The 22,102-nt window shown below is 34.3% G+C and carries 19 protein-coding genes and 1 other RNA gene; 6 read left to right on the forward strand and 14 right to left on the reverse strand.

Annotated elements, in window-relative coordinates; genetic code table 11:
• Window position 1 precedes the first annotated feature (1 nt).
• Window positions 2-718, forward strand: a complete 717-nt coding sequence (locus tag KWG70_RS09025) for a head GIN domain-containing protein (protein WP_230935690.1) — start codon at window positions 2-4, stop codon at window positions 716-718.
• A gap of 73 nt (window positions 719-791) precedes the next feature.
• Here KWG70_RS09025 and KWG70_RS09030 read toward each other — a convergent pair whose 3' ends face one another.
• The 8 genes from KWG70_RS09030 to KWG70_RS09065 form a co-directional block, all read right to left on the reverse strand.
• Window positions 792-1,520, reverse strand: coding sequence for a hypothetical protein (locus KWG70_RS09030; protein WP_230935691.1), 729 nt, complete (start codon window positions 1,518-1,520; stop codon window positions 792-794).
• A 121-nt stretch (window positions 1,521-1,641) separates the two neighbouring features.
• Window positions 1,642-2,223, reverse strand: coding sequence for a hypothetical protein (locus KWG70_RS09035; RefSeq protein WP_230935692.1), 582 nt, complete (start codon window positions 2,221-2,223; stop codon window positions 1,642-1,644).
• 33 nt (window positions 2,224-2,256) lie between these two features.
• On the reverse strand, window positions 2,257-3,591 hold the full coding sequence (locus KWG70_RS09040; RefSeq protein WP_230935693.1) for an MFS transporter: 1,335 nt from the start codon (window positions 3,589-3,591) through the stop codon (window positions 2,257-2,259).
• Window positions 3,592-3,658: 67 nt separating this feature from the next.
• On the reverse strand, window positions 3,659-4,489 hold the full coding sequence (locus tag KWG70_RS09045; RefSeq protein ID WP_230935694.1) for a M48 family metallopeptidase: 831 nt from the start codon (window positions 4,487-4,489) through the stop codon (window positions 3,659-3,661).
• Between the two features lie 96 nt (window positions 4,490-4,585).
• Window positions 4,586-6,991, reverse strand: a complete 2,406-nt coding sequence (locus KWG70_RS09050) for a glycoside hydrolase family 31 protein (protein WP_230935695.1) — start codon at window positions 6,989-6,991, stop codon at window positions 4,586-4,588.
• Window positions 6,992-7,148: 157 nt separating this feature from the next.
• The gene (gene glgB / locus KWG70_RS09055) at window positions 7,149-9,056 is read right to left on the reverse strand and encodes a 1,4-alpha-glucan branching protein GlgB (RefSeq protein WP_230935696.1); all 1,908 of its coding nucleotides are present in this window, start codon (window positions 9,054-9,056) and stop codon (window positions 7,149-7,151) included.
• Between the two features lie 3 nt (window positions 9,057-9,059).
• Window positions 9,060-10,691: a trehalose synthase gene (locus tag KWG70_RS09060; protein ID WP_230935697.1), complete on the reverse strand. Its 1,632-nt coding sequence runs from the start codon at window positions 10,689-10,691 to the stop codon at window positions 9,060-9,062.
• A 1-nt stretch (window position 10,692) separates the two neighbouring features.
• Window positions 10,693-12,630, reverse strand: a complete 1,938-nt coding sequence (locus KWG70_RS09065; protein ID WP_230935698.1) for an alpha-1,4-glucan--maltose-1-phosphate maltosyltransferase — start codon at window positions 12,628-12,630, stop codon at window positions 10,693-10,695.
• A gap of 164 nt (window positions 12,631-12,794) precedes the next feature.
• On the opposite strand from KWG70_RS09065, the gene msrB reads away from it, so the two are divergent.
• From msrB to lpdA, 3 genes are all read left to right on the forward strand, one after another.
• Complete coding sequence (gene msrB, locus KWG70_RS09070) at window positions 12,795-13,277, forward strand: peptide-methionine (R)-S-oxide reductase MsrB (protein ID WP_230935699.1); 483 nt, start codon at window positions 12,795-12,797, stop codon at window positions 13,275-13,277.
• 101 nt (window positions 13,278-13,378) lie between these two features.
• Window positions 13,379-13,933 (forward strand): DUF1572 family protein, encoded by a 555-nt coding sequence (locus tag KWG70_RS09075; RefSeq protein WP_230935700.1) that lies wholly within the window; start codon window positions 13,379-13,381, stop codon window positions 13,931-13,933.
• A 56-nt stretch (window positions 13,934-13,989) separates the two neighbouring features.
• A complete protein-coding gene (gene lpdA / locus KWG70_RS09080; protein WP_230935701.1) occupies window positions 13,990-15,366 on the forward strand; it encodes a dihydrolipoyl dehydrogenase in 1,377 nt (458 codons plus the stop codon).
• Window positions 15,367-15,416: 50 nt separating this feature from the next.
• On the opposite strand, the gene KWG70_RS09085 is transcribed toward lpdA, so the two are convergent.
• The 4 genes from KWG70_RS09085 to KWG70_RS09100 form a co-directional block, all read right to left on the reverse strand.
• Window positions 15,417-15,899, reverse strand: coding sequence for a PorT family protein (locus tag KWG70_RS09085; protein WP_230935702.1), 483 nt, complete (start codon window positions 15,897-15,899; stop codon window positions 15,417-15,419).
• Window positions 15,900-15,949: 50 nt separating this feature from the next.
• Window positions 15,950-16,369: a type II 3-dehydroquinate dehydratase gene (gene aroQ, locus KWG70_RS09090; protein ID WP_230935703.1), complete on the reverse strand. Its 420-nt coding sequence runs from the start codon at window positions 16,367-16,369 to the stop codon at window positions 15,950-15,952.
• A 78-nt stretch (window positions 16,370-16,447) separates the two neighbouring features.
• Window positions 16,448-17,080 carry a porin family protein gene (locus KWG70_RS09095; RefSeq protein WP_230935704.1) on the reverse strand — a complete coding sequence of 211 codons (633 nt, stop codon included), beginning with the start codon at window positions 17,078-17,080 and terminating at the stop codon, window positions 16,448-16,450.
• Window positions 17,081-17,220: 140 nt separating this feature from the next.
• Complete coding sequence (locus KWG70_RS09100) at window positions 17,221-17,808, reverse strand: outer membrane beta-barrel protein (RefSeq protein WP_230935705.1); 588 nt, start codon at window positions 17,806-17,808, stop codon at window positions 17,221-17,223.
• Between the two features lie 323 nt (window positions 17,809-18,131).
• Here KWG70_RS09100 and xerA point away from each other — a divergent pair, with 323 nt between their 5' ends.
• Window positions 18,132-19,040: a site-specific tyrosine recombinase/integron integrase gene (xerA, locus tag KWG70_RS09105; protein ID WP_230935706.1), complete on the forward strand. Its 909-nt coding sequence runs from the start codon at window positions 18,132-18,134 to the stop codon at window positions 19,038-19,040.
• Window positions 19,041-19,109: 69 nt separating this feature from the next.
• Window positions 19,110-20,285, forward strand: coding sequence for a PAS domain-containing sensor histidine kinase (locus KWG70_RS09110; protein WP_230935707.1), 1,176 nt, complete (start codon window positions 19,110-19,112; stop codon window positions 20,283-20,285).
• Between the two features lie 30 nt (window positions 20,286-20,315).
• On the opposite strand, the gene rny is transcribed toward KWG70_RS09110, so the two are convergent.
• Window positions 20,316-21,893 carry a ribonuclease Y gene (gene rny / locus KWG70_RS09115; RefSeq protein WP_230935708.1) on the reverse strand — a complete coding sequence of 526 codons (1,578 nt, stop codon included), beginning with the start codon at window positions 21,891-21,893 and terminating at the stop codon, window positions 20,316-20,318.
• Between the two features lie 53 nt (window positions 21,894-21,946).
• Window positions 21,947-22,074, reverse strand: a non-coding RNA gene (ssrS, locus tag KWG70_RS09120) — 6S RNA.
• Window positions 22,075-22,102 lie beyond the last annotated feature (28 nt).

A 22,102-nucleotide genomic window follows, 5' to 3' on the forward strand; every position in this document is an offset into this window, starting at 1 on the left:
AATGAAACATTCAATAATATTAATAGCTGCTTTGTTAAGCTTTACAGTTTCTCAAGCGCAATGGAAGAAAATAAAAGGTAACGGAAATATGACTACAGTTACGAGATCAACTTCAGATTATGACACCGTTAAATGTGCAGGGAGTTTTGATTATATCCTCGTTGCAGGAACCGAAGGTCAAATTACATTAGAAGGCGAATCAAATCTTTTAGAATACGTGGTAACCGAAGTTAAAAATGGAAGTTTACACATCAAGACAAAAAAAGGCAAAAATATAAGTCCGAGCAGAAATAAAACCATAAAGGTCACCATCCCATTTAAAGACCTTGATAAAGTATCATTATCAGGTTCAGGAGATTTATGGAATGAAGATCGAATTACATCAGATAATCTCGAAGTATCATTATCGGGTTCAGGAGATGTTGTTTTAGACGTACAAACGAGAAGTGTATCAGGAAAAGTAACAGGATCTGGTGATCTAACGTTAAAAGGAGCTACTACCGATTTAAGAGCTGGTGTTACTGGTTCTGGTGACTTTCACGGTTTTAACCTAAAATCAACAAACACAGATGTTTCAGTAACAGGATCTGGTGATGCTGAAGTGGTTTGTAACGGAAAGTTTAAGGCACGAGTTACGGGTTCTGGAGATATCGAGTACAGAGGAAATCCAACAAATTCTGACACTAAAGTATCTGGTTCTGGAAGTATAGAGAATTAAACTTATCACATCTAATTAAAAAGCCACTCGTAATTACTTACCAGTGGCTTTTTTTTTGTGGTTAGATAGTTATTTATTGTTTTGTGTAAACAAAGGTTAAATCCTGAGTTATAATGATACTTCCATCTTCATTTGACGAACTAAAACCATCTGGAATTGTAATAGATAATTCGTTACCGTTTAAGGTCCAATCTGTAGTTCCGAAAACATCAGTAATTGAGACTGTATTTCCAGACTGCGTCCAAGTTATATCTGTATTTTCTATTTCATCAATACATTCTATGGTATAATTATATTCATCTGTTGTACCAACAACAATTTCAAAAGTGAATTCGGCATATGACGTACTCATCACTGTTCCAGTTCCATCATTACTAAAGACAATAGTTTCATTATTATAGCAATCCATTTCATCTAAAAAGTTAGCACTCTCAGTGTCATCATTATTTAAATCAATAGGTTCTTCACCAATCCATGCCGTTAGCAACCATGTTCCTTCAACTTCAGTAGGTTCAACATCATTTGTACAATCGCCAAGCGTATCAACTAGAGCCTGGAGCGTTCCGTCGTCGTCTCCACAAGCTTGTATTTGTGCTTCAAGAGCGTTGCGATAAGCAATACATAATTGTGTATAATTATCAACATTTACACCTAAAAAATTTAAAGCAGCTTGAGCTGTATTGGCAGTAGCTGTTTCACAAGTCAATCCACCTTGAACAAAGTCTCCTTCTAAGGCTTCATCTTCACAGGATACAAAACTTAAGATAGCTATGCAGGTTAAGATCGTCAGAATTTTTTTCATAATAAACTAAATTGGGTTTATACAAACATACTAATTTATTGCATAATAGGTTTTTAGGCGCTCAATAAAACAAAAAGACCAGAGTCTCCTCTGGTCTATTTACTAATTTTGGGTTTATTCTCTATTCAACTTTTTGCCAAACCGAAGTTGCTACGGTTGACACTGTAACGTTAGCTCCTCCTCCATTTTCAGTCTGTACAATATCTTGGAAAAAAGTTAATGTTTGCCCATCTGCACTTAAAGAAAACTCTGCCATTTGTTCGCCTTGATCAACTTCCATTGGCATATCTTCAAAATCAAATTCAATAAATGAACCATCTACAGTCATAATATTTCCGTTAGTAGAATAAGTTCCAGAACCATTCACATTGGTATAGGCATCTGAATAACTTGTTGTTTCACCTTCAAACGTTGTTGATACTTGTAATTCATAATCTCCAGAAACCGTATAATCAGATTCTGCAAAAACTAATTCATAATCTGCCTCAACCATTTCAGCTGTAAAATCAACAACAAAGTCTATACCTCCAAAACTTGATTCCGAAGTAATGTCTGCATTAAACTCAATTAAAGACCATGTTCCAACTAATGTCGCATTGTTGTTTGAATTCTCATTTTGAAAGTCCCCTTCTAACGGTTCATCTTCACAAGTAAATGCTGTAAGTAATATAAATAAGGCAAAAAGAAAGCTAAGTTTTTTCATTATAAATTGATTTAGTTTTAACAAACATAGTAATTATTTACTTTCCTTAGGTACTCTATACAATAAAACTATTCCTACAAAAAAGAAAATGAATAAAAACAAGATTGCATTACGCATACTTCCTGTTATTTGATCTATGGTAGCAAAAATGACCATACCTATAACGATTCCTATTTTTTCGGCAACATCGTAAAAACTGAAATAAGATGTCGTATCATCTGTTTCCGGTAAAAATTTAGAATAAGTTGAACGCGCCAATGCTTGAATTCCTCCCATCACTAAACCAACTAAGGAAGCAGCTATGTAAAACTGTACAGGTGTTTTCATGAAATAGGCATAAACACAAAGTGACATCCATATAAAGTTGATGACGATTAGTGTTTTAATATTTCCAAATTTGGATGATGCTCTTGATGTTAAGATAGCACCTAGAACAGCAACTAATTGAATGACTAAGATACTTACAATCAATCCTTGTGTTTTAGCATCAGAATCGCCCCATAAAATTTCTTCTTCTCCGAAGTAGACTGCTACTAACATAATAGTTTGTACGGCCATACTAAATACGAAAAAGGCGACGAGATAGCGTTTTAAACGTAGGTTTTGTTTAAGTTGATTCCAAACCAGCTTCAATTCTTTTAGACCATTAAACACGACAGCCTTTGTCACCTTATGACCATTAGAGACACCCTTTGGTAGGATGTAAAAGGTATATTGACTAAAGAGAATCCACCATAAACCAACAGTGATAAATGCAACACGCATAGCCTCAAGTGAAGCCAAATCTTTATCCTCCTGAGTTGTACCAACATCAAAGCCAAACCAGCTAGGTTTCATTACCATAGCGAGGTTTAGAAGCAATAAAATCACACTCCCTATATAACCTAAACTAAAACCTTTAGCACTTATACTATCTTGTTGTTCGGGATAAGCAATATCTGGTAAATAAGAATTATAGAATACTAGACTACCCCAATATCCAATCAATCCCATGAAATAAAATAATAAACTTAAATGAATATGATCTAGACTAAAATAATAGAGGCCAATACACCCAATGCCACCAACATAGCAGAAGAATTTCATAAAACTCTTTTTATTTCCCACATAATCAGCAATACCCGAAAGTATAGGTGATGTAAATGCTACTACCAAAAAAGTAAATGCAGTCACATAAGTGATGAGCGCAGTACTTTTAAAGACCATTCCAAAGGCTGGAACAGTTTTCTCTACTTGTGAAACAAATAAAGCAGAATAAAATATTGGAAATATTGATGACGCAATGGTAAGCGTATAAACAGAATTAGCCCAATCATAAAATGCCCAAGCATTAAGCAGTTTTTTACTGCCTTTTTCTAGGTTTGCCATATAGTTAAGTTAAAAGCTGCCCTTTAGTGGACAGCTTCTAAATTACTATAATTTTTAATCTTTACAATTAAAAGTTACCTAAAGGTCTAAATGAATCCACTCCAAACTTTTTTGCTTCAGCTTTAGCCTTTGGAGCCCATTGCTGTAAATTACTGATTCTGGTGTCATTAGACGGATGTGTACTCAAGAACTCTGGCGGAGCTTGTCCTCCACTATTTGCTTTCATACGTTTCCATAATTCGGCAGCTTCTTCTGGATTATAACCTGCTATTGCCATTAAATACAATCCAATTTCATCAGATTGTGTTTCATGACTCCTGCTAAAAGGTAGCATTACTCCTACTGTGCTTCCAACACCATAGGCTTGATTAAATATGTTACGTGTTTGCTCGTCTTTAATTGCGACATTTCCTGCTACAGCGCCTAGCTGTTGCAACATTCCTGCACTCATACGCTGTTGACCATGATTTGCTAGCGCATGAGCTACCTCATGCCCCATAATTGCAGCAATTCCTGTTTCGTTTTGTGCTATAGGCAAGATTCCCGTATAGAATACTATTTTACCACCAGGCATACACCAAGCGTTCACCGTTTTATCATTTACTAAATTGTATTCCCATTTATAGTCATCTAAATAACCTTGATGTCCATTGGCATTTAACCAACGTTCGGCAGCTACAGCAATACGCTGACCCACTCGCTTTATCATGTCGGCATCGGCCGTACCTGTAACAACGTTATTTTCGGTTAAAAATTGATTATACTGTGCAAAAGCAGTCGGGAATAATTGGGAATTTGGTACTAATGCTAACGTCTTTTTTCCTGTAAAAGGATTTGTTGTGCACGATAGAAATAGAGCTATTGTACCTATGAGAACTATGTTATTTTTTATACGCATTGTTAATGGGTTTTAAGTGTAAGCTAAATTTACAAAATGATTCTATTTATTTTGACACAAAACAATAGAATTTTGTCACATTTAAGCACAAAAAAATTATTCTCCTATAAAATGCAACTCTGTAAACTCCTTATCTATAATCATATTAGAAACACCATTTGTTTTTACATGATCTAAAGGAACTATTACATTATCCAATTGGATTTCTTTAATTTCAAAAGGCAAACCATGAATTCTAAGTTCGAAGGTTTTGTATTTAGCATTAAATTTTCCTTCTTTATGTTGCTGAATAATTAGCTCGTTAGACTTTCCTAAAAGCTTAAAACTACGCAAACTGTAACGCCCTTTAGTATAATCATAGCCATCATGAGCATCATCAAACAACTGTGACCGCTCCTTTCCCTTTTTATAATATACGTCCAAAATAACAGAATCGATCTTTTTTTCACCAACATATTGTTGTTTTGGGTACTTCGGAATAATAGCGCCTTCTTTAATATAGATTGGCATACTATCAATATCTGCATCAACCCACATCTCCTTGCCTCCTTTTACAACAGCATCGGTCCAAAAGTCATACCAATTGCCTCTAGGAATATACATACGACGTCCCTTAGCATTAGGCTCTAAAACTGGACATGCCAAGATTTGATTTCCAAAAACAAACTCATCTGTTCTATAATGTGTATGCACATCTTCTTGATCGTATAGTACAAGCGATTTTAGCAATGGTGTACCATCTTCGACATAATTCCAAAATGCAGTATATAAATAAGGAAGTAATTCGTAACGTATTTCAATAAACTTCCGTACAATATCTGTTACATCTGTATCAAAAGCCCAAGGTTCTTGATCTCCATGATCTCCCGAAGAATGAACTCTAAAAAACGGATGAAAGATTCCTAGTTGAATCCAACGTGTAAATAATTCGCCTTGAGGTTGCTCTGCAAATCCTCCAATGTCACTTCCTGCAAAACTAAATCCAGACATTGCCATACGTTGCGCTTGTACATTTGCTATCCATAAATGTTCCCATGTCGCCACATTATCACCTGTCCATGTGGATGTATAGCGTTGAGTACCAGAATATGCTGCACGAGTAATCACGAAAGGTCGCTTTGGGTAGGCAAACTTTTTTAAACCTTGATAGGTCGCTCGAGCCATTTGCATTCCGTATATATTATGTGCTTTTCTATGACTGCAAGGATTTCCATCGTAATCGTGACGTACATCATCTGGAAATGTTTTATTAGGAACTTCCATAACAGCAGGCTCATTCATATCGTTCCAAACCCCTTTTACTCCAATGTCTTCTATAAGTTCCTTAAACAATCCTGACCACCAGTCTCTTACTTCTGGTTTAGTAAAATCTGGGAAATAACAATCTCCTGGCCATACTTTACCCTTCATGTAAGGCCCATCTGCACGTTTACAGAAGTAATCCTTATCTAGCGCCTCTTTGAATACTGAATAATCTTTATCTATTTTAATTCCTGGATCAATTATAACTACGGTCTTAAATCCATCATCAGCCAACTCTTTTACCATGCGTTTAGGATCAGGAAAATAATCTTTATTCCATGTAAAACACCTAAAACCCTCCATGTAATCTATATCTAAATAAATAGCATCACAAGGGATTTTCAACTTTCGGAATGTAGAAGTTATATCTTTGACCTTGCTCTCTGGATAGTAACTCCATTTACATTGATGAAACCCTAACGCCCATAAAGGTGGTAATAAGTGTGGTTTCCCAGTCAAGTCTGTATAGCTCTCAACGACTTCTGTCATTTTAGGTCCGTAGATAAAATAATAATTCATCTCTCCGCCTTGAGCCCAAAAACTAGTCACATTACGACGTTCGTGTGCAAAATCAAAAAACGAACGAAACGAATTATCAAAGAAAATACCATAAGCTCTATTGTGGTGTAATCCCGTATAAAAAGGAATGGCCTTATAAATTGGATCTGTTTCTTTTCCGTAGGCATATGAATCAGTGACCCAATTCTCATAGCGTTTCCCTTTTAAATTAAGATGATTGGGTTTATCACCTAAACCAAAATAACTTTCACCATCATGGGAGCGTTTGCTCATTTTGACAATATCTCCTCCATATTCATAGCTCTCTTCCCAGTGGAATCCAATTTCATCTTGATTGATTTCTAAACCATCTTTTGCATCAAATAACGTCACCTTAAGGTTACGTTTATTAACGTGGCAAATTAATTTAGAGGTTGTGATCTTATAAAATTCATTAGTATCATCAATATCAAGATGATTATAGCCTGTACTGGCATATTTGGTAATAGCATAAGAGAAGTCATTTTCGAACTTCCCAGTTGTTGAATATCTAAAACGCAATACACTATCACGTAATACTGTAAGCTGAAGCACTACATCATTTTTGGTAGTGAAATACAACGTATCAACGTCTTTCTTAAAATCTATGATTTTGGACGGAAATAAGTTTCCTTTACTTTCTAATTCTGTATTGACTATCATGTAGCAATTTATTTTGTAAGATGAATGTAAAAAAACGGAAAAAAAGGCGTGAAAAAAAGCATTGTAATTACTTATTACAGTGAATTATTAACTACAACGTTTGCGGTTTTGAATAGTTTAAAAAAAATGAGATTTTTATCTTAAAAATTAGAACCTCTTATTCATATTTGAAGGCTATCATTCCTAATGGTGGAATTGTAATTTCTGTAGAATGCTCTCTAAATTGCCATGCAATTTTATCAGATGTCAACACCTCATTTTTAAAATCTCCTGTTCCAAAATAAGCTTTTAAATCACTATTGAACACTTCTTTAAGTTTTCCTTTCTTCGGAAGGCCAATACGATAACTTTCTCTTGCCATTGGTGTCATATTACATGCTATTACAAGATCATCCTTTCGCTTCTCTCCTTTTCTGATATAAACCAAAACAGAATTCTCGGCATCATTATAATCTATCCATTCAAAACCTTCAGCTGAAAATTGCTTTTGGTGCAATGCAGGCTCAGTTGTATACAATAAATTTAAGGCTTTTAATAACTCTTGAACACCTTTATGAGGTGCATGATCTAATAAATGCCAAGCTAAGCTTTGTTGAAAATTCCATTCTTCACTTTGTCCAAATTCTGCACCTTGAAATAACAAGTTAGTTCCAGGATGTGTAAACATATAACTATACAATAATCTTAGATTAGCAAAGCGTTGCCATTCATCACCAGGCATTCTACCTAAAATGGAGCGTTTTCCATACACAACTTCGTCATGACTTAAAGGCAACATGAAATTTTCAGTAAACGCATAGGTCATTGAAAAGGTAAGATCGTTTTGATGATGTTTTCTATATATAGGTTCTTTAGCAAAATATTGCAAGGTATCATGCATCCATCCCATCATCCATTTCATACCGAACCCTAAACCACCTAAAAAAGTTGGTTTTGACACCATTGGAAAGGATGTGGACTCTTCGGCTATGGTTTGAACATCTGGAAACATGCTATAGACCGCTTCATTCATTTCTCTTAGAAACGCCATCGCTTCAAGATTTTCTCTACCTCCATACATATTTGGCTCCCATTCCCCTTCATTTCTACTGTAATCTAAAAATAACATTGATGCAACAGCGTCAACGCGTAGCCCATCTGCATGGAATTGGTCTAACCAAAACACAGCGTTACTTATAAGAAAGGATTTAACCTCATTTCTTCCGTAGTTAAAAATAAGGCTCTTCCAATCTGGATGATACCCTTTTCGCTTATCGGGATGCTCATATAGGTTTGAACCATCAAAGAATCCTAAACCATGTGCATCTTCAGGAAAATGAGAAGGTACCCAATCTAGGATTATTCCAATATCATTTTGATGGAGTTTATCTACCAGCAATTTAAAATCTTCAGGGTAACCAAATCGTGATGTTGGTGCAAAGTAACCTGTAAGCTGATAGCCCCAACTCGGATCATAAGGATACTCCATAACTGGCATAAGCTCGACATGCGTAAAGTTCATATCTTTAAGGTAGGCTACCAGTTCATCTGCCAACTCTTGATAACTTAAGAAACGATTCTCGTCTAACTTGCGTTTCCATGAACCGAGATGAACTTCATAAACTGAAAATGGCGCATTAAGTGCATTATGTTTTTTACGCTTTTTCATCCATTTACTATCATTCCATTTGTAGGGCTCATCCCAAACTACAGAAGCTGTTTTCGGCGGATGCTCGCAACGTCTTGCATATGGATCTGCTTTTTCAGTTTTAATATCGTTATTATGACTTTGAATCTTGTATTTATAAGTACTTCCTTTACCAGCTCCAGGAACAAAACCTTCCCATATACCGCTTTCGTCCCAACGAACATTAAGCTTATGAGTCCCTTCTACCCAAAAATTGAAATCGCCAATGACAGAAACCATTTTAGCACTTGGTGCCCAAACTGCAAAATAAGTGCCTTCCACACCATCTAATGTCATGATATGCGATCCCATTTTTTCATATAATTTATAATGCTTTCCTGCTTTGAATAAATCGATATCAAAGTCGGTAAAAAGACTATGTGCTATTACATCTGCCATAAATCAATTATTAATAATGTTTGAAATACCTTTTAGAGGAATTACTGCCCAACGCGGACGAGAGTTAAGTTCATATCCTAGTTCATAGACTGCTTTTTCTAACATAGCATATTTCAGTAAAAAAATACGTTCTTGATGGTATCCAATATTTAAATTGGCATCTTGGATTTTTAAAATATAAGTGCCTAAAAACACCCCTTTTAAGTATTGATATAAGATTTCTCCAGCATCAAAAAGTTCTTGCTGATCATGTTTATACAATTCGATATTATTAAATATCGTCGCGTAAATCGCATAGTGGAACGAACGAAACAAACCAGCCACATCCTTTAAAGGTGGTTGTTTTACCTTACGGTCACGAATAGTGCTTTCTGGTTCACCTTCGAAGTCTAAAATATAAAAGTCGTCATCTTTGACGAGCACTTGCCCTAAATGATAATCTCCATGAACACGAATACGTTCACCTTTTAATTTCGTCCAATCAAAATTTACAAAGCGCTTTCTTATCTCATTTTTTTTGTCAAGAAACTCATGAGCTAGTTCTAAGGCCAAACCTTCTAGTTTATGCAAACTGTTTTCAATGGTGTTTAGTCTATTTTGAAATTGATATAAGAGCCTGTTTTTTAACCAAACTGTGTAGTCGCCATTAAAATGCGTTGGTGTAAATGAGTTGTCTTCAAACTCGCTACCCAAAGCAATATGCATTTCAGCTGTTCGCTTGGCTAAAGTTTGAATTTTAGTAAAGACATTAAGTCCTACCCAATCAATAATTTCTGGTGGCACATCTGCAATTTGAAATCGTCCAAAATCTTCAGTTTTAGGCAATTTTGAAATATCAATCTTTTTATATTCTAGGTTTGAAAACACCTTATGGAATTCGGTAAGCATATACTCCCAAGCGTCCCCTTGATTTTCTACCATTTCTTGCATCAAACCAATAGTAATATTGACGTTTTCATGATCTTTAATTTGAATACTTCCGAGGTAAGCTGGTGTGTTTTTAAAATCTTTTTTATCAGATAAAAAACGGCTCATCTCATAATCTGGATTACGATCGGCATAGATACGTCTGAAAAATTTCAATACATACTTCTCATTATAAACAATGGATGTATTGCTTTGTTCCATTCCCATAAAACGAGACGATTCATAACTTACATTGGTAAATAATTCACTTTTATGATAACTTACTCGAGTGCGATCTTTGGGTCGTGCTGTTAATATGCGTTCAAAAACAACTTTTCGAAAGGCTTCAAGATTTATGGCATCAATTATAAACCCTTTTTGATCTTGAATACTTATAGGCAGAATCCTATCGTCTTTGGCAAAATTTTCATCTGAAACAAATGCAATGGGTAAAAAATAATGCTGATAGAAAGCTTCGGTAAAATTCACCTCTAGAATCAAGCCATAATAGACTTCATCATGCTGCTGAATTCTAAAGTACTCTGCAAGTTCAATGTATTTGAGCTGACTCGCTTTCCCACCATACCAACGTTGCTTAATAATATAATCCTCCAAAATATCAGACAAGAACACCTTAATGAATTCTTCATTTTCGAGAAGTGTCTCCCATGAATTGCTAAAATTATAGGGAGGTTTCAACACTGACGTTTTTGTAACTTTCTTAGCCATTTTACTTATGTATCTTAAATATATGAAATGGAAGTGTTGGATGTAACTCAACAAAATTCCATTCGTTATGCCAATTATAACTACTGCCTGTTACCAAATCTTCAACTCTAATTTGTTGTCCATTATGACTATTTAAATCCTGCATTGGTAATTGAACATTGCCTTGCTGTGCATAATACTGATCTAAACTTATAATAATCAACACCTCATTTGTACGGTCGGTATTCCATTTATAAAAAGCAAGTAAATTGTCATTTTCTATGTTACAAAACTTAATGTTATTAGTTTGCTGTAAAGCTTCATTCTCGTGTCTAATGGCATTGATTTTTGAAATAAGCAATGTTAATTTATTCTCTTTAAACCAATCATAATGTTTTAACTGAAATTTTTCAGACATGTAATATTCCTCTTTGCCAGGTATGGCATCACTAATCATGTGTTCAAATACAGGTCCGTAGATACCAATACTCGAACTTAAAGTTGCCGCCAGTGCATAACGCTGAAGGTATTTGGACTCATTAGCGCCTTGCAAATGAAAGGGATTGATATCTGGAGTATTTGGCCAAAAGTTTGGTTGCATATATTCACGTTGATCTGTTTGTGTCAACTCTGTCATATATTCAATAAGCTCGTGTTTATTATCACGCCATGTAAAATACGTATATGACTGTGTGTAGCCTTCTTTTGCCAATCGCTGCATAACTTTTGGCTTCGTAAATGCCTCAGCTAAAAAGATTACATCTGGATGCTGTTTTTTGACTTCTGAAATAAGCCAATTCCAAAAAAAATAAGGCTTAGTATGTGGATTATCAACCCTAAATACATTAATACCACAATCTATCCAGTATAGCATTGTGTCTAAGCATTCTTTCCAAAGATTTTTATAATCACTACTTTCCCAATAAATAGGTAGAATATCTTGATATTTCTTAGGGGGATTCTCAGCATATTGAACAGTTCCGTCTGGTCTCCATTTAAACCAATCTGGATGCGAATTCACCCATGGATGGTCTGGAGCTGCCTGCAAGGCATAATCCATAGCGATTTCAATACCAAGAGTTTTTGCTTTCTTTACTAAACGTTTAAAGTCTGTTATAGATCCCAACTCTGGATGTAAATCTTTATGTCCACCATACTTAGAACCAATTCCCCAAGCAGATCCTACATCACCCTCTTTGGCTTCGGTAGTATTGTTTTTTCCTTTTCTATTTACTTCTCCAATAGGGTGAACAGGTGGAAAGTACAGCGTATCAAATCCCATTTCTGCTACTCTAGGCAAAAGACGTTCACAATCTTTGAAAGTTCCATGTTGTCCTTCGGTTTCAGATGAAGAACGCGGAAAGAATTCATACCATGTACTAAATCTCGCTTTTTTTCTATCCACATACACTTGAAAGTCTTGAGTTTCATTAATCAAATGCTTTTGAGGGTATTTAAAAAATATATCGTGCAGTTTTTTGCTTTTAGCTGCTTTAATAGCAGCAGTATATTTAGAATCGTTCTTAAAATCTGAGATGCACTGTTCTAAATACGTCTTCTCCGTTTTTGTAGCCTTCTTTAAAAGTGGCACCAAATAAGTAACACCCTCTAAAAGTTCAGACTTCACATGCTGATTATCATCTATTTTTCGTTCAATTCCATGTTGCCAATTCAATGCATAATCTACCCAACCTTGCACTTTATATGCATAAAACCCTTGTTTCTCCATTATAAAAGAAGATTTCCATTCGTCATTTTCAACATGATGCATTCTGGTTTCGCTCCATTGGCGGTCTTTTTCATGCTTGAATAATACAGCGGCAGCAATTACATCATGACCATCAACTAGTACATGAGCATCGATGTTGACAATTTCATTTTTAATTCGCTTTATAAAAAAATCTCCGCAGTTAATTTGAGGTGATACTGCATCAATTACAACACGTCTTTGGTTTTGCATTTTGTTGGTTAATTGAGTGTTAAGAATGTGAAATTAATAAAATAAGATGCAATTTTCATCAATAATTTACTAATAAAAGCCGATTATTAAATTTACAACGTTTGCGTAAGTTCAAGTTTTTTATTTCGACAGAAGAAAACATAAAAAAACCATATTTTTACTCTATGAAAAAGATTATCACACTATTTACAATTATGCTATTTTTTAGTTGTAATTCTTCAGCACAAAAAACAAAAGCCAAAGAAGAAAAAGTGTATCCAGTTACAAAAACTGATGCCGAATGGAAAAAAGAACTCACAAGTGAGCAATATTATGTATTGAGAGAAGCCGGAACAGAACGACGATACTCTAGTTCGTTAAATAAAGAAAGTCGCAAAGGTATCTATCATTGCGCTGCTTGCGATACACCGTTATTTAAAAGTGAACACAAATTTGATTCGGGTACCGGTTGGCCAAGTTTCGATAGAGAGATTGAGGGTAATGTAGACTATTCTGTAGATTATAATTTAGGTTATGCCAGAAATGAGGAACATTGTGCGACCTGTGGAGGGCATCTTGGACATGTTTTCAATGATGGACCTAGAAAAACAACTGGAAAACGTCACTGCATTAATGGTGTAGCTTTAAAATTTGTTCCCGAAAAATAAATTAATAGTATTCATTACTTATAGCGATATAAAATCTAACTATGACTATTTATAGTTATAGCCATTTTGTATCGCTATTTTTATAGTACTAATTAAATATAATGGAACACTCATATCTAAGTAGTATTCTCAAACAATTTGAGTATTACAAATCTCTGGGCGATGCGACCTTGAATCAATTAACTTTAGCAGAACTTAAGCACGAATTTGTTGAGGACACAAATTCTGTTGCTATCATTACAAAACATATTGCGGGAAATATGCTTAGTCGTTGGACAAATTTCTTAACTGAAGATGGCGAAAAAGAATGGAGACATCGCGATGGTGAATTTGAGGATACGTTTCAATCAAAAGAAGAACTATTCAATTATTGGAATACGGGATGGGATTGTTTATTTAATGCCATAAGGCCATTAACTGTAAACGATTTAGAGCGTGTCATTTACATAAGAAATCAAGGCCATACAGTAACAGAAGCTATTAATAGGCAATTGGCACATTATGCCTATCACATAGGGCAATTGGTCTTTTTAGGGAAACTATCCAAAGGTCAAAACTGGGTATCTTTATCCATTCCAAAGGGCAAATCAACTACATATAACAAAGAAAAATTCAGTAAAGAAAAAGGTCGTAGACATTTTACAGATGACCTTTAATATTACAATAAGGTTTTGTAACTTCGTAACCTTAAAAATTAGACAAAAATAGACTCATGAGTAAATACGATATTATAGTACTTGGAAGTGGTCCTGGAGGCTACGTAACAGCAATTAGAGCATCACAATTAGGCTTTAAGACTGCTATTGTGGAAAAAGAAAGCTTAGGTGGTGTTTGCCTAAATTGGGGATGTATACCAACAAAAGCATTACTTAAATCTGCTCAAGTTTTTGAATATTTAAAACATGCGGAAGATTACGGTCTTAATGTAAAAGATGCTAGTCACGATTTTGGTGCTGTTGTAAAGCGTAGTCGTGGTGTTGCAGATGGCATGAGCAAAGGTGTTCAATTTTTAATGAAGAAAAATAAAATTGATGTCATTGAAGGTTATGGTACCTTAAAAACAGGGAAGAAAGTTGAAGTTGACGGAAAGGAATATAGTGCAGACCATATTATTATTGCTACTGGAGCTCGCTCACGTGAGTTACCAAGCTTACCTCAAGATGGTAAAAAAGTGATAGGATATAGAGAGGCCATGACTTTAGATAAACAACCAAAGAAAATGATTGTCGTAGGATCTGGAGCTATTGGTGTAGAATTTGCGTATTTCTACAACTCTATGGGAACAGAAGTTACAATTGTAGAGTATTTGCCAAACGTAGTACCTGTAGAAGATGAAGATGTTTCTAAGCAATTAGAGCGTTCATTTAAGAAAAGTGGCATTAAGATCATGACCTCTTCGGAAGTAACTAAAGTAGATACATCTGGAAAAGGTGTAAAAGCAACCGTAAAAACTAAAAAAGGTGAAGAAGTATTAGAGGCAGATTTAGTATTATCTGCGGTTGGTATAAAATCTAATATTGAGAACATCGGACTAGAAGATGTTGGTATTGCTGTTGATAGAGATAAAATCTTAGTGAATGATTACTATCAAACAAATATTCCTGGTTATTATGCTATTGGAGATGTTACTCCTGGTCAGGCTTTAGCCCATGTTGCTTCTGCAGAAGGTATTTTATGTGTAGAAAAAATTGCAGGACATCATGTCGAAGCAATAGACTACGGAAATGTACCTGGTTGCACCTATTGTTCACCAGAAATTGCAAGTGTAGGATTAACAGAAAAACAAGCTAAAGAGCAAGGTATAGATATTAAAGTTGGTAAATTTCCTTTCTCTGCTTCTGGAAAAGCTAGTGCAGGAGGAAACAAAGACGGTTTCGTAAAAGTAATTTTTGATGCAAAATATGGAGAATGGTTAGGTTGTCATATGATTGGTGCTGGAGTTACTGATATGATTGCTGAAGCTGTGCTAGGACGTAAACTTGAAACGACGGGACATGAAGTATTAAAAGCCATTCACCCTCACCCAACCATGAGTGAAGCGGTTATGGAAGCTGTTGCAGATGCTTATGATGAAGTGATTCATCTTTAAACTTCTTAAATGGATATATAAAAAAAGCGATTCTTTTAGAATCGCTTTTTTTATAATCTATACCCTAACCCTATAAAGAGACCATTGGGAGAAATCTCTTCAAAGCCAATAGTGTATTTCATATGTATATCTAAGGGTTTTATAATATGATAAGCGACACTCACATCGCCTCTTACTTTAAATTTATTCGAAAAAAAATCAAAAAAATAATTTAGACTTGGTCCAACAAGAATATCAAAATTATTTGCCACTTCATATTTTGCATAAATTGGTGCATTCAAAAACTCAAAGTCGCCAAGACCAATATAGAGTAATTCTGGTTGTATCGAAAGTGACTCATCAATATGCACATCAACAAAAATGCCACCATAATAACCAACTTCAGTTTCAGCATTTGGGCCAAAGTTAGCTTGTTCGACATTAAAAAAAGTGAGGTTTAATCCACCCTTAATACCAAATTCGGCATTAGACTGTGCAAATACATAAAGATTAGAAAGCAAAATACTCAGAAAAACAAACACAGCTTTTTTCATATTATTATAATCGTTAAGAATATTTAGAATCTATTAATTTTAGTCTTATGTCAATCAAAAAAGCTTTGAATAGCCAACTCATAGCTTTGTAATCCAAAACCTAGAATAACACCTCTGGCATTAGGTGAAATATAGGATTGATGTCTAAACTCTTCTCTAGAGAATGTATTAGAGATATGCACTTCTACAACAGGAGTTTCTATTGCTTTTACAACATCACCAATACCAATTGATGTATGTGTATAAGCAGCAGCATTTAAAATAATTCCGTCATAGCTATATCCAACCTCCTGAAGTTTATCTATGAGTTCTCCTTCAATATTTGATTGATAGTGTTCTAACGCGATATTTGGATACTTATTGACAACGCGCTCAAAAAAGTCGGTAAATGATAAGTTTCCGTAGATATTGGTTTCACGCTTTCCTAATAAATTCAAGTTAGGACCATTAATAATGATGAGTTTTTTCATAAAGTAAAGATATTAAAATTTGAGTACAAAAAAACCGAAGCAAAAGGCTCCGGTTTGAATTTATTAAGGAAGTAATCTTTATAAATTATTTAAAATAACACCAATATTAAAACTACTTCTACCGTTTCGTACAGAAGAGCCAAGGTTGTTACTAAAAACATCTGATAAACCAGATTGTGCATCGTATTCTACAAAGAATTTAGTGTTTTCGCCAACATTGAATTTATAACCAATACCTAAAGCTATACCAAAATCTGTAGAATTAAAAGCGTCCTTTACATCTGTTCCTCCTCTATCCTCTTCAGCATTTAAAAGGAATCCAACATAAGGACCAAAATTCAAATACCATTTTCTTGTCGACCCAAAATGCCAATTTGCCATTACTGGAACAGTTAAATACGTCACATTAAAGTCTGTAATATAAGACTCATTTGTAAGTTCGTTATCAAAAAAACCATCTCCCCATCCTTTTGAATCATAGATAAGTTTTGCCTTTATTCCCCAACGATTTGAGAAATAATATTCACCAGACACTCCAAGGTTAACGCCTGTTTTTGATCGGGTTCCATTATTAGAATCCGATCCTACAACGACATTAGATATATTTAAACCAAGTCCAGTTCCAATTTCAATATCACCTTTATCAGCTTGAGCATTAAGATTTAAGTTACAGCATAGAGCTATAAAGACAATTGTAATTATTTTTTTCATAATAGATTTAAAGTTTTGTTAGGCTACGAATCTAAAATTTTACTTACAATTAAAAGTGTAAAAAATCGTAAAATATAAGCTTTAGACATAAAAAAAACCGAAGCGATATCACTTCGGTTTTTTTATGTGGTTAATACCAATTAGAATTTATAAGTAACTCCGAAATTGATATCAGATAAATCTAAGTTTAATCCGAAAGAATTTGCAGATTCAGCACCATCAGCATCTGGTTTAGCACTGATATAAGATAATGCACCAACTGATGCTCTTAAAGCGAAGCAATCTGATACAAAATAGTTAAGACCTGGCCCTACAGCAATAGCAAATACATCAAGCTTAGACTCTCCTCCTCCATTTGGCTCAAATTTAGAATTTGCATAAGAAACTCCTGCACCTACTGTGAAAGAAAATTGATTTGCTGGAGTAAAGAAATATGTAGCTCCTAAACCTCCACCAAACGTCGTAGTTTTATCATCGGCAGCATTTTCAGCAGAACCAATAGACAAATTTGCTTCTAAAGCGATATTTTCGCTTACAAAGTATCCTACTGTAGGCATAAAATCAAATCTGTTAGTTTTTAAATCTCCTTCTTTAGTACTATTATATCCAACTGTACCAGACACATAAACATCTCCTTCTTCAAAACCACCTGTAGTGTTTTCATCTTGAGCATTTACGTTTGTAAATCCGAAAACTGCAACTGCAGCTATTAGTAATAATTTTTTCATAATTGTTAAGTTTAAATAATTTTGGTTTTTATTTTATTTGGTCGGCAAACATAATAGATAATTTTTAGTCTCACAAGAAAAAACATATAATTCTATGTATTTCATCGGCAAAATAGTGTATTTCAACGAATTATTAGTAAAAATGAATATTTTTAAGGCTCCTCTATTTTTTTAACTATAACTGATAATAAATATTGATCACATGCTATTAGTACTACTTAAAATTTCAGTCTTAAATATCATTAATTTAAGATGCCTTCAACTTAATATTTTGCAGTATTTTTGAAGTGAATTATCACGAGACTCAAAACCAAGTTTGTTCAATGAAATGGCAAAACGCACTCCATGATTATAAATACTATCTCAAAATTGAGAGAGGTTTATCTGCAAATTCAATTGCCAACTATGAGTTAGATGTTGAAAAGTTAATTAATTATTTAACTGTTAATGACATTTCAATTTCTCCTATACAAATTGAGCATGAAACTGTACAAGCTTTTATTTATGATGCTTCGAAACAATTAAACTCTAGATCACAATCTCGCTTAATATCAGGTTTGCGAAGTTTTTTTGGCTACTTAGTATTTGAAGATTACAGAACAACCAATCCGTTAGATCATATTGAATCTCCTAAAATAGGGCGTAAATTGCCAGATACGCTTTCCATTGATGAAATTGATGCCTTAATTAATGCCATAGATCTAAATAGAGAGTTTAATCGTGTACGAATTGGGGAACGAAATAGAGCTATTCTTGAAACCTTGTATAGCTGTGGGCTTCGTGTTAGTGAACTTGTTAATTTAAAACTATCAGATTTATTCTTTGATGAAGGTTTTATTAAAGTTACTGGAAAGGGAGATAAACAACGCTTTGTCCCTATTGGAACAAACACACAGAACTACATTAATATTTGGAAAGACATAAGAGTGCACATAAGCGTAGATCCAGAATACAAAGACACCTTGTTTCTTAATAACAGAGGAAAGCAACTCACTAGAGCAATGATTTTTACCATTATAAAAGATTTAGCAAAAGCTATTAATCTAAATAAAGTAATTTCACCGCATACGTTCAGACACTCCTTTGCTACACATCTATTAGAAAATGGGGCCGACCTTAGAGCTATTCAACTCATGCTAGGTCATGAAAGCATTACGACCACAGAAATATATATGCATGTAGACCGTTCACATCTTAAAGATGTGTTGATGTCTTATCATCCTAGAAAATAATATTCTTAATTTTGTAGTAAAAAAGTGACAACTTTACAATTCATGTGTCTTATTTATAAAATTTAGTCTATGAAAAAGCTAATAAAAAAGCTTCTTAATTTACCATCAACTACACAAGAAATAGATTCAAAATTTTCTGAAGTAAAAAAGTGGGAACTGGCCTTAGAGTACTCCAGTATTGGTCTTTGGGAATACGATGCAGAGCTAGACAGTGTGTTTTTCTCTGAAGGTTCCAAACAAATAATAGGTGTTGAAGATCATAATTTTGGTAAAAACCCAAATGATTGGAATGATCGCGTTCATACCGAAGATAAAGTCAAATATTTCAAAGATTTTCAAGACCACCTTAGTAACGGTAAATCGATGTATGAAAATGAACATCGCGTTTTATGTGAAGACGGAAGCTATAAATGGATAAGAGATCGTGGAAAAGTTGTTGAATGGACTTCAGAAGGAAAGCACAAACGGGTTATTGGAACTCATACCGATATTACGTCAAGAATTGAAAAAGAAGAGCAATTGGAGAAGTATCTTCAGTTAATTACTAGTCAGAATAAGAGACTTCACAATTTTACACATATTGTCTCTCACAATTTAAAAACACACATTGGAAATTTTAAAAATATACTTGAGTTCTATGACGAGTCTAACTCTGAAAATGAAAAAGAAGAACTCATGAATCATTTAAAGACGATTTCTGAAGCATTGACGACGACCATTGTGGATTTGGATGACATCATTAGTATAAAATCGAAATCTGATACCAGTGAACTTAATGAAAAGATAAATATTTTTGATTGTACCGGAAAAATTATTGAAAGTCTTGAAATTGAAAGCACAAGCAATGATATAACACTTTATAATTCGGTTGATAAAAATGACTTTCTGGTTGCCAATAGATCCTATTTAGAAAGCGTACTTTACAACCTCATTTCAAACGGAATAAAATATAGCCATCCACTACGGAAGTCTAAAGTTGTAATACAAACTCTACATACAGAAGAAACACTTAAGATTTTGATATCTGATAATGGCATAGGTATAGATATCAAAAAGTTTAAAAATCAACTATTTGAAATGTATCAAACATTTCATGGTACAGATAGAGAAGACTCAAGAGGTGTAGGTTTATACATAACTAAAACACAAGTTGAAGCTATGGGTGGTACTATTGACGTTGATAGTGAGCTTAATGAAGGGACAACGTTTAGTCTAATTTTTAAAAAACAAAAGCACTCTAAATAGAGTGCTTTATTATCATATTTATTAAAGTTCCTACTTCGCAATATTTACCGCTCTAGTCTCTCTAATAACAGTTACTTTTACTTGACCCGGATAAGTCATATCTGTTTGAATCTTTTGAGAGATCTCAAAAGACAAGTTTGCTGCCTGTTCATCTGAAACCTTCTCGCTTTCAACCATAACACGTAATTCACGACCCGCTTGAATGGCATAAGCCTTATTAACACCATTGAAACCAAAAGCAACCTCCTCTAAATCTTTGAGTCTTTGAATATAAGAATCTAGTACCTGACGTCTTGCTCCTGGTCTTGCTCCTGAAATAGCATCACACACTTGAACTATAGGTGATAACAATGTTGTCATTTCTATTTCATCGTGGTGTGCTCCAATGGCATTACATACTTCAGACTTTTCTCCATGCTTTTCGGCCCATTGCATTCCTAAAATAGCATGAGGTGTTTCCATATCTGATTCAGAAGATGGCACCTTACCAATATCATGTAATAGTCCAGCACGTTTAGCTAATTTTGGATTTAATCCAAGTTCTGCAGCCATAACACCACATAGTTTAGCTACTTCTCGTGAATGCTGCAGTAAGTTTTGACCATAAGACGAACGATACTTCATACGACCTACCATTTTTATTAACTCTGGATGTAATCCATGAATTCCTAAATCGATAACAGTTCGTTTACCAACTTCAGCGATTTCCTGTTCAATCTGTTTTTGTGTTTTTCTAACAATTTCTTCAATTCGTGCAGGGTGGATTCGTCCATCTGTTACAAGCTTATGAAGTGATAATCGTGCCACTTCACGTCTCACCGAATCAAAGCAAGATAAAATAATGGCTTCAGGTGTATCATCAACAATAATTTCAACGCCAGTAGCAGCTTCAATGGCTCGAATATTTCGTCCTTCTCGTCCGATAATTCGTCCTTTAACATCATCAGACTCAATATTAAATACAGAAACGCAATTATCAATAGCTTCTTCTGTTCCTATTCGCTGAATAGTATTAATAATCACCTTTTTGGCTTCCTGTTGGGCTGTAAGTTTTGCTTCTTCAAGAGTATCTTGAATATAACTCATCGCATCAGTTTTTGCTTCACCTTTGAGTGATTCTACCAACTGGGTTTTGGCATCTTCTGCAGATAATCCAGAGATGACCTCAAGTTGCTTAATTTGACTTTTATGAGCTTTTTCGACTTCATCTTTCTTTTTCTCCAGAAACTCGAGTCTAAAATCGTAGTCTTTTATCTTACTTTCCAAAGACTGATTTGCTTTTTTATTTTTTGACAACTCACTAGAGATTTGTGATTCTTTATCTCTAGTTCGCTTTTCTGCCTCAGCCATTTTCTTGTCACGAGATAAGATGACTTTCTCGTGTTCTGCTTTGAGCTCTATAAATTTTTCTTTAGCTTGAAGAATCTTATCTTTTTTAATTGTTTCTCCTTCGCTCTTAGCATTTTTTAAAATTGAATTTGCTTCATTCTTTGCTTCTTTTATGAGTTTGGAAGCATTATTTTTTTCTAATGCTTTTGCAATAATATACCCGAGTACTATACCTAGTACCACGCCTCCTACAATCATTAAAATTGTGTTCGTATCCATGTTAGTTAGTGTTTATATATAAAAAAAGCCTACATCAGTTTTGGATTCTGTATAAACTCCTTAAAAACAAGTTTAGGGCTAACAAGCTGATCAAAAATCTGCCTAAATACTAAAATAAATTAGTATTAGCAGCACGGTTTTACAACTTCAACTCACCCTTTTTAAAGAATTAACGTTGAGTTTATCAAAAATAAATAACTAATGTAGGC

Source organism: Psychroserpens luteolus, from assembly GCF_021032705.1.
Taxonomy (GTDB): Bacteria; Bacteroidota; Bacteroidia; order Flavobacteriales; family Flavobacteriaceae; genus Psychroserpens; species Psychroserpens luteolus.

Bases quoted from the DNA above. Each gene is read 5' to 3' on its own strand.
- KWG70_RS09025 (WP_230935690.1), top strand. From the start codon at position 2: ATGAAACATTCAATAATATTAATAGCTGCTTTGTTAAGCTTTACAGTT.
- KWG70_RS09030 (WP_230935691.1), bottom strand. From the start codon at position 1,520: ATGAAAAAAATTCTGACGATCTTAACCTGCATAGCTATCTTAAGTTTT.
- KWG70_RS09035 (WP_230935692.1), bottom strand. From the start codon at position 2,223: ATGAAAAAACTTAGCTTTCTTTTTGCCTTATTTATATTACTTACAGCA.
- KWG70_RS09040 (WP_230935693.1), bottom strand. From the start codon at position 3,591: ATGGCAAACCTAGAAAAAGGCAGTAAAAAACTGCTTAATGCTTGGGCA.
- KWG70_RS09045 (WP_230935694.1), bottom strand. From the start codon at position 4,489: ATGCGTATAAAAAATAACATAGTTCTCATAGGTACAATAGCTCTATTT.
- KWG70_RS09050 (WP_230935695.1), bottom strand. From the start codon at position 6,991: ATGATAGTCAATACAGAATTAGAAAGTAAAGGAAACTTATTTCCGTCC.
- glgB (WP_230935696.1), bottom strand. From the start codon at position 9,056: ATGGCAGATGTAATAGCACATAGTCTTTTTACCGACTTTGATATCGAT.
- KWG70_RS09060 (WP_230935697.1), bottom strand. From the start codon at position 10,691: ATGGCTAAGAAAGTTACAAAAACGTCAGTGTTGAAACCTCCCTATAAT.
- KWG70_RS09065 (WP_230935698.1), bottom strand. From the start codon at position 12,630: ATGCAAAACCAAAGACGTGTTGTAATTGATGCAGTATCACCTCAAATT.
- msrB (WP_230935699.1), top strand. From the start codon at position 12,795: ATGAAAAAGATTATCACACTATTTACAATTATGCTATTTTTTAGTTGT.
- KWG70_RS09075 (WP_230935700.1), top strand. From the start codon at position 13,379: ATGGAACACTCATATCTAAGTAGTATTCTCAAACAATTTGAGTATTAC.
- lpdA (WP_230935701.1), top strand. From the start codon at position 13,990: ATGAGTAAATACGATATTATAGTACTTGGAAGTGGTCCTGGAGGCTAC.
- KWG70_RS09085 (WP_230935702.1), bottom strand. From the start codon at position 15,899: ATGAAAAAAGCTGTGTTTGTTTTTCTGAGTATTTTGCTTTCTAATCTT.
- aroQ (WP_230935703.1), bottom strand. From the start codon at position 16,369: ATGAAAAAACTCATCATTATTAATGGTCCTAACTTGAATTTATTAGGA.
- KWG70_RS09095 (WP_230935704.1), bottom strand. From the start codon at position 17,080: ATGAAAAAAATAATTACAATTGTCTTTATAGCTCTATGCTGTAACTTA.
- KWG70_RS09100 (WP_230935705.1), bottom strand. From the start codon at position 17,808: ATGAAAAAATTATTACTAATAGCTGCAGTTGCAGTTTTCGGATTTACA.
- xerA (WP_230935706.1), top strand. From the start codon at position 18,132: ATGAAATGGCAAAACGCACTCCATGATTATAAATACTATCTCAAAATT.
- KWG70_RS09110 (WP_230935707.1), top strand. From the start codon at position 19,110: ATGAAAAAGCTAATAAAAAAGCTTCTTAATTTACCATCAACTACACAA.
- rny (WP_230935708.1), bottom strand. From the start codon at position 21,893: ATGGATACGAACACAATTTTAATGATTGTAGGAGGCGTGGTACTAGGT.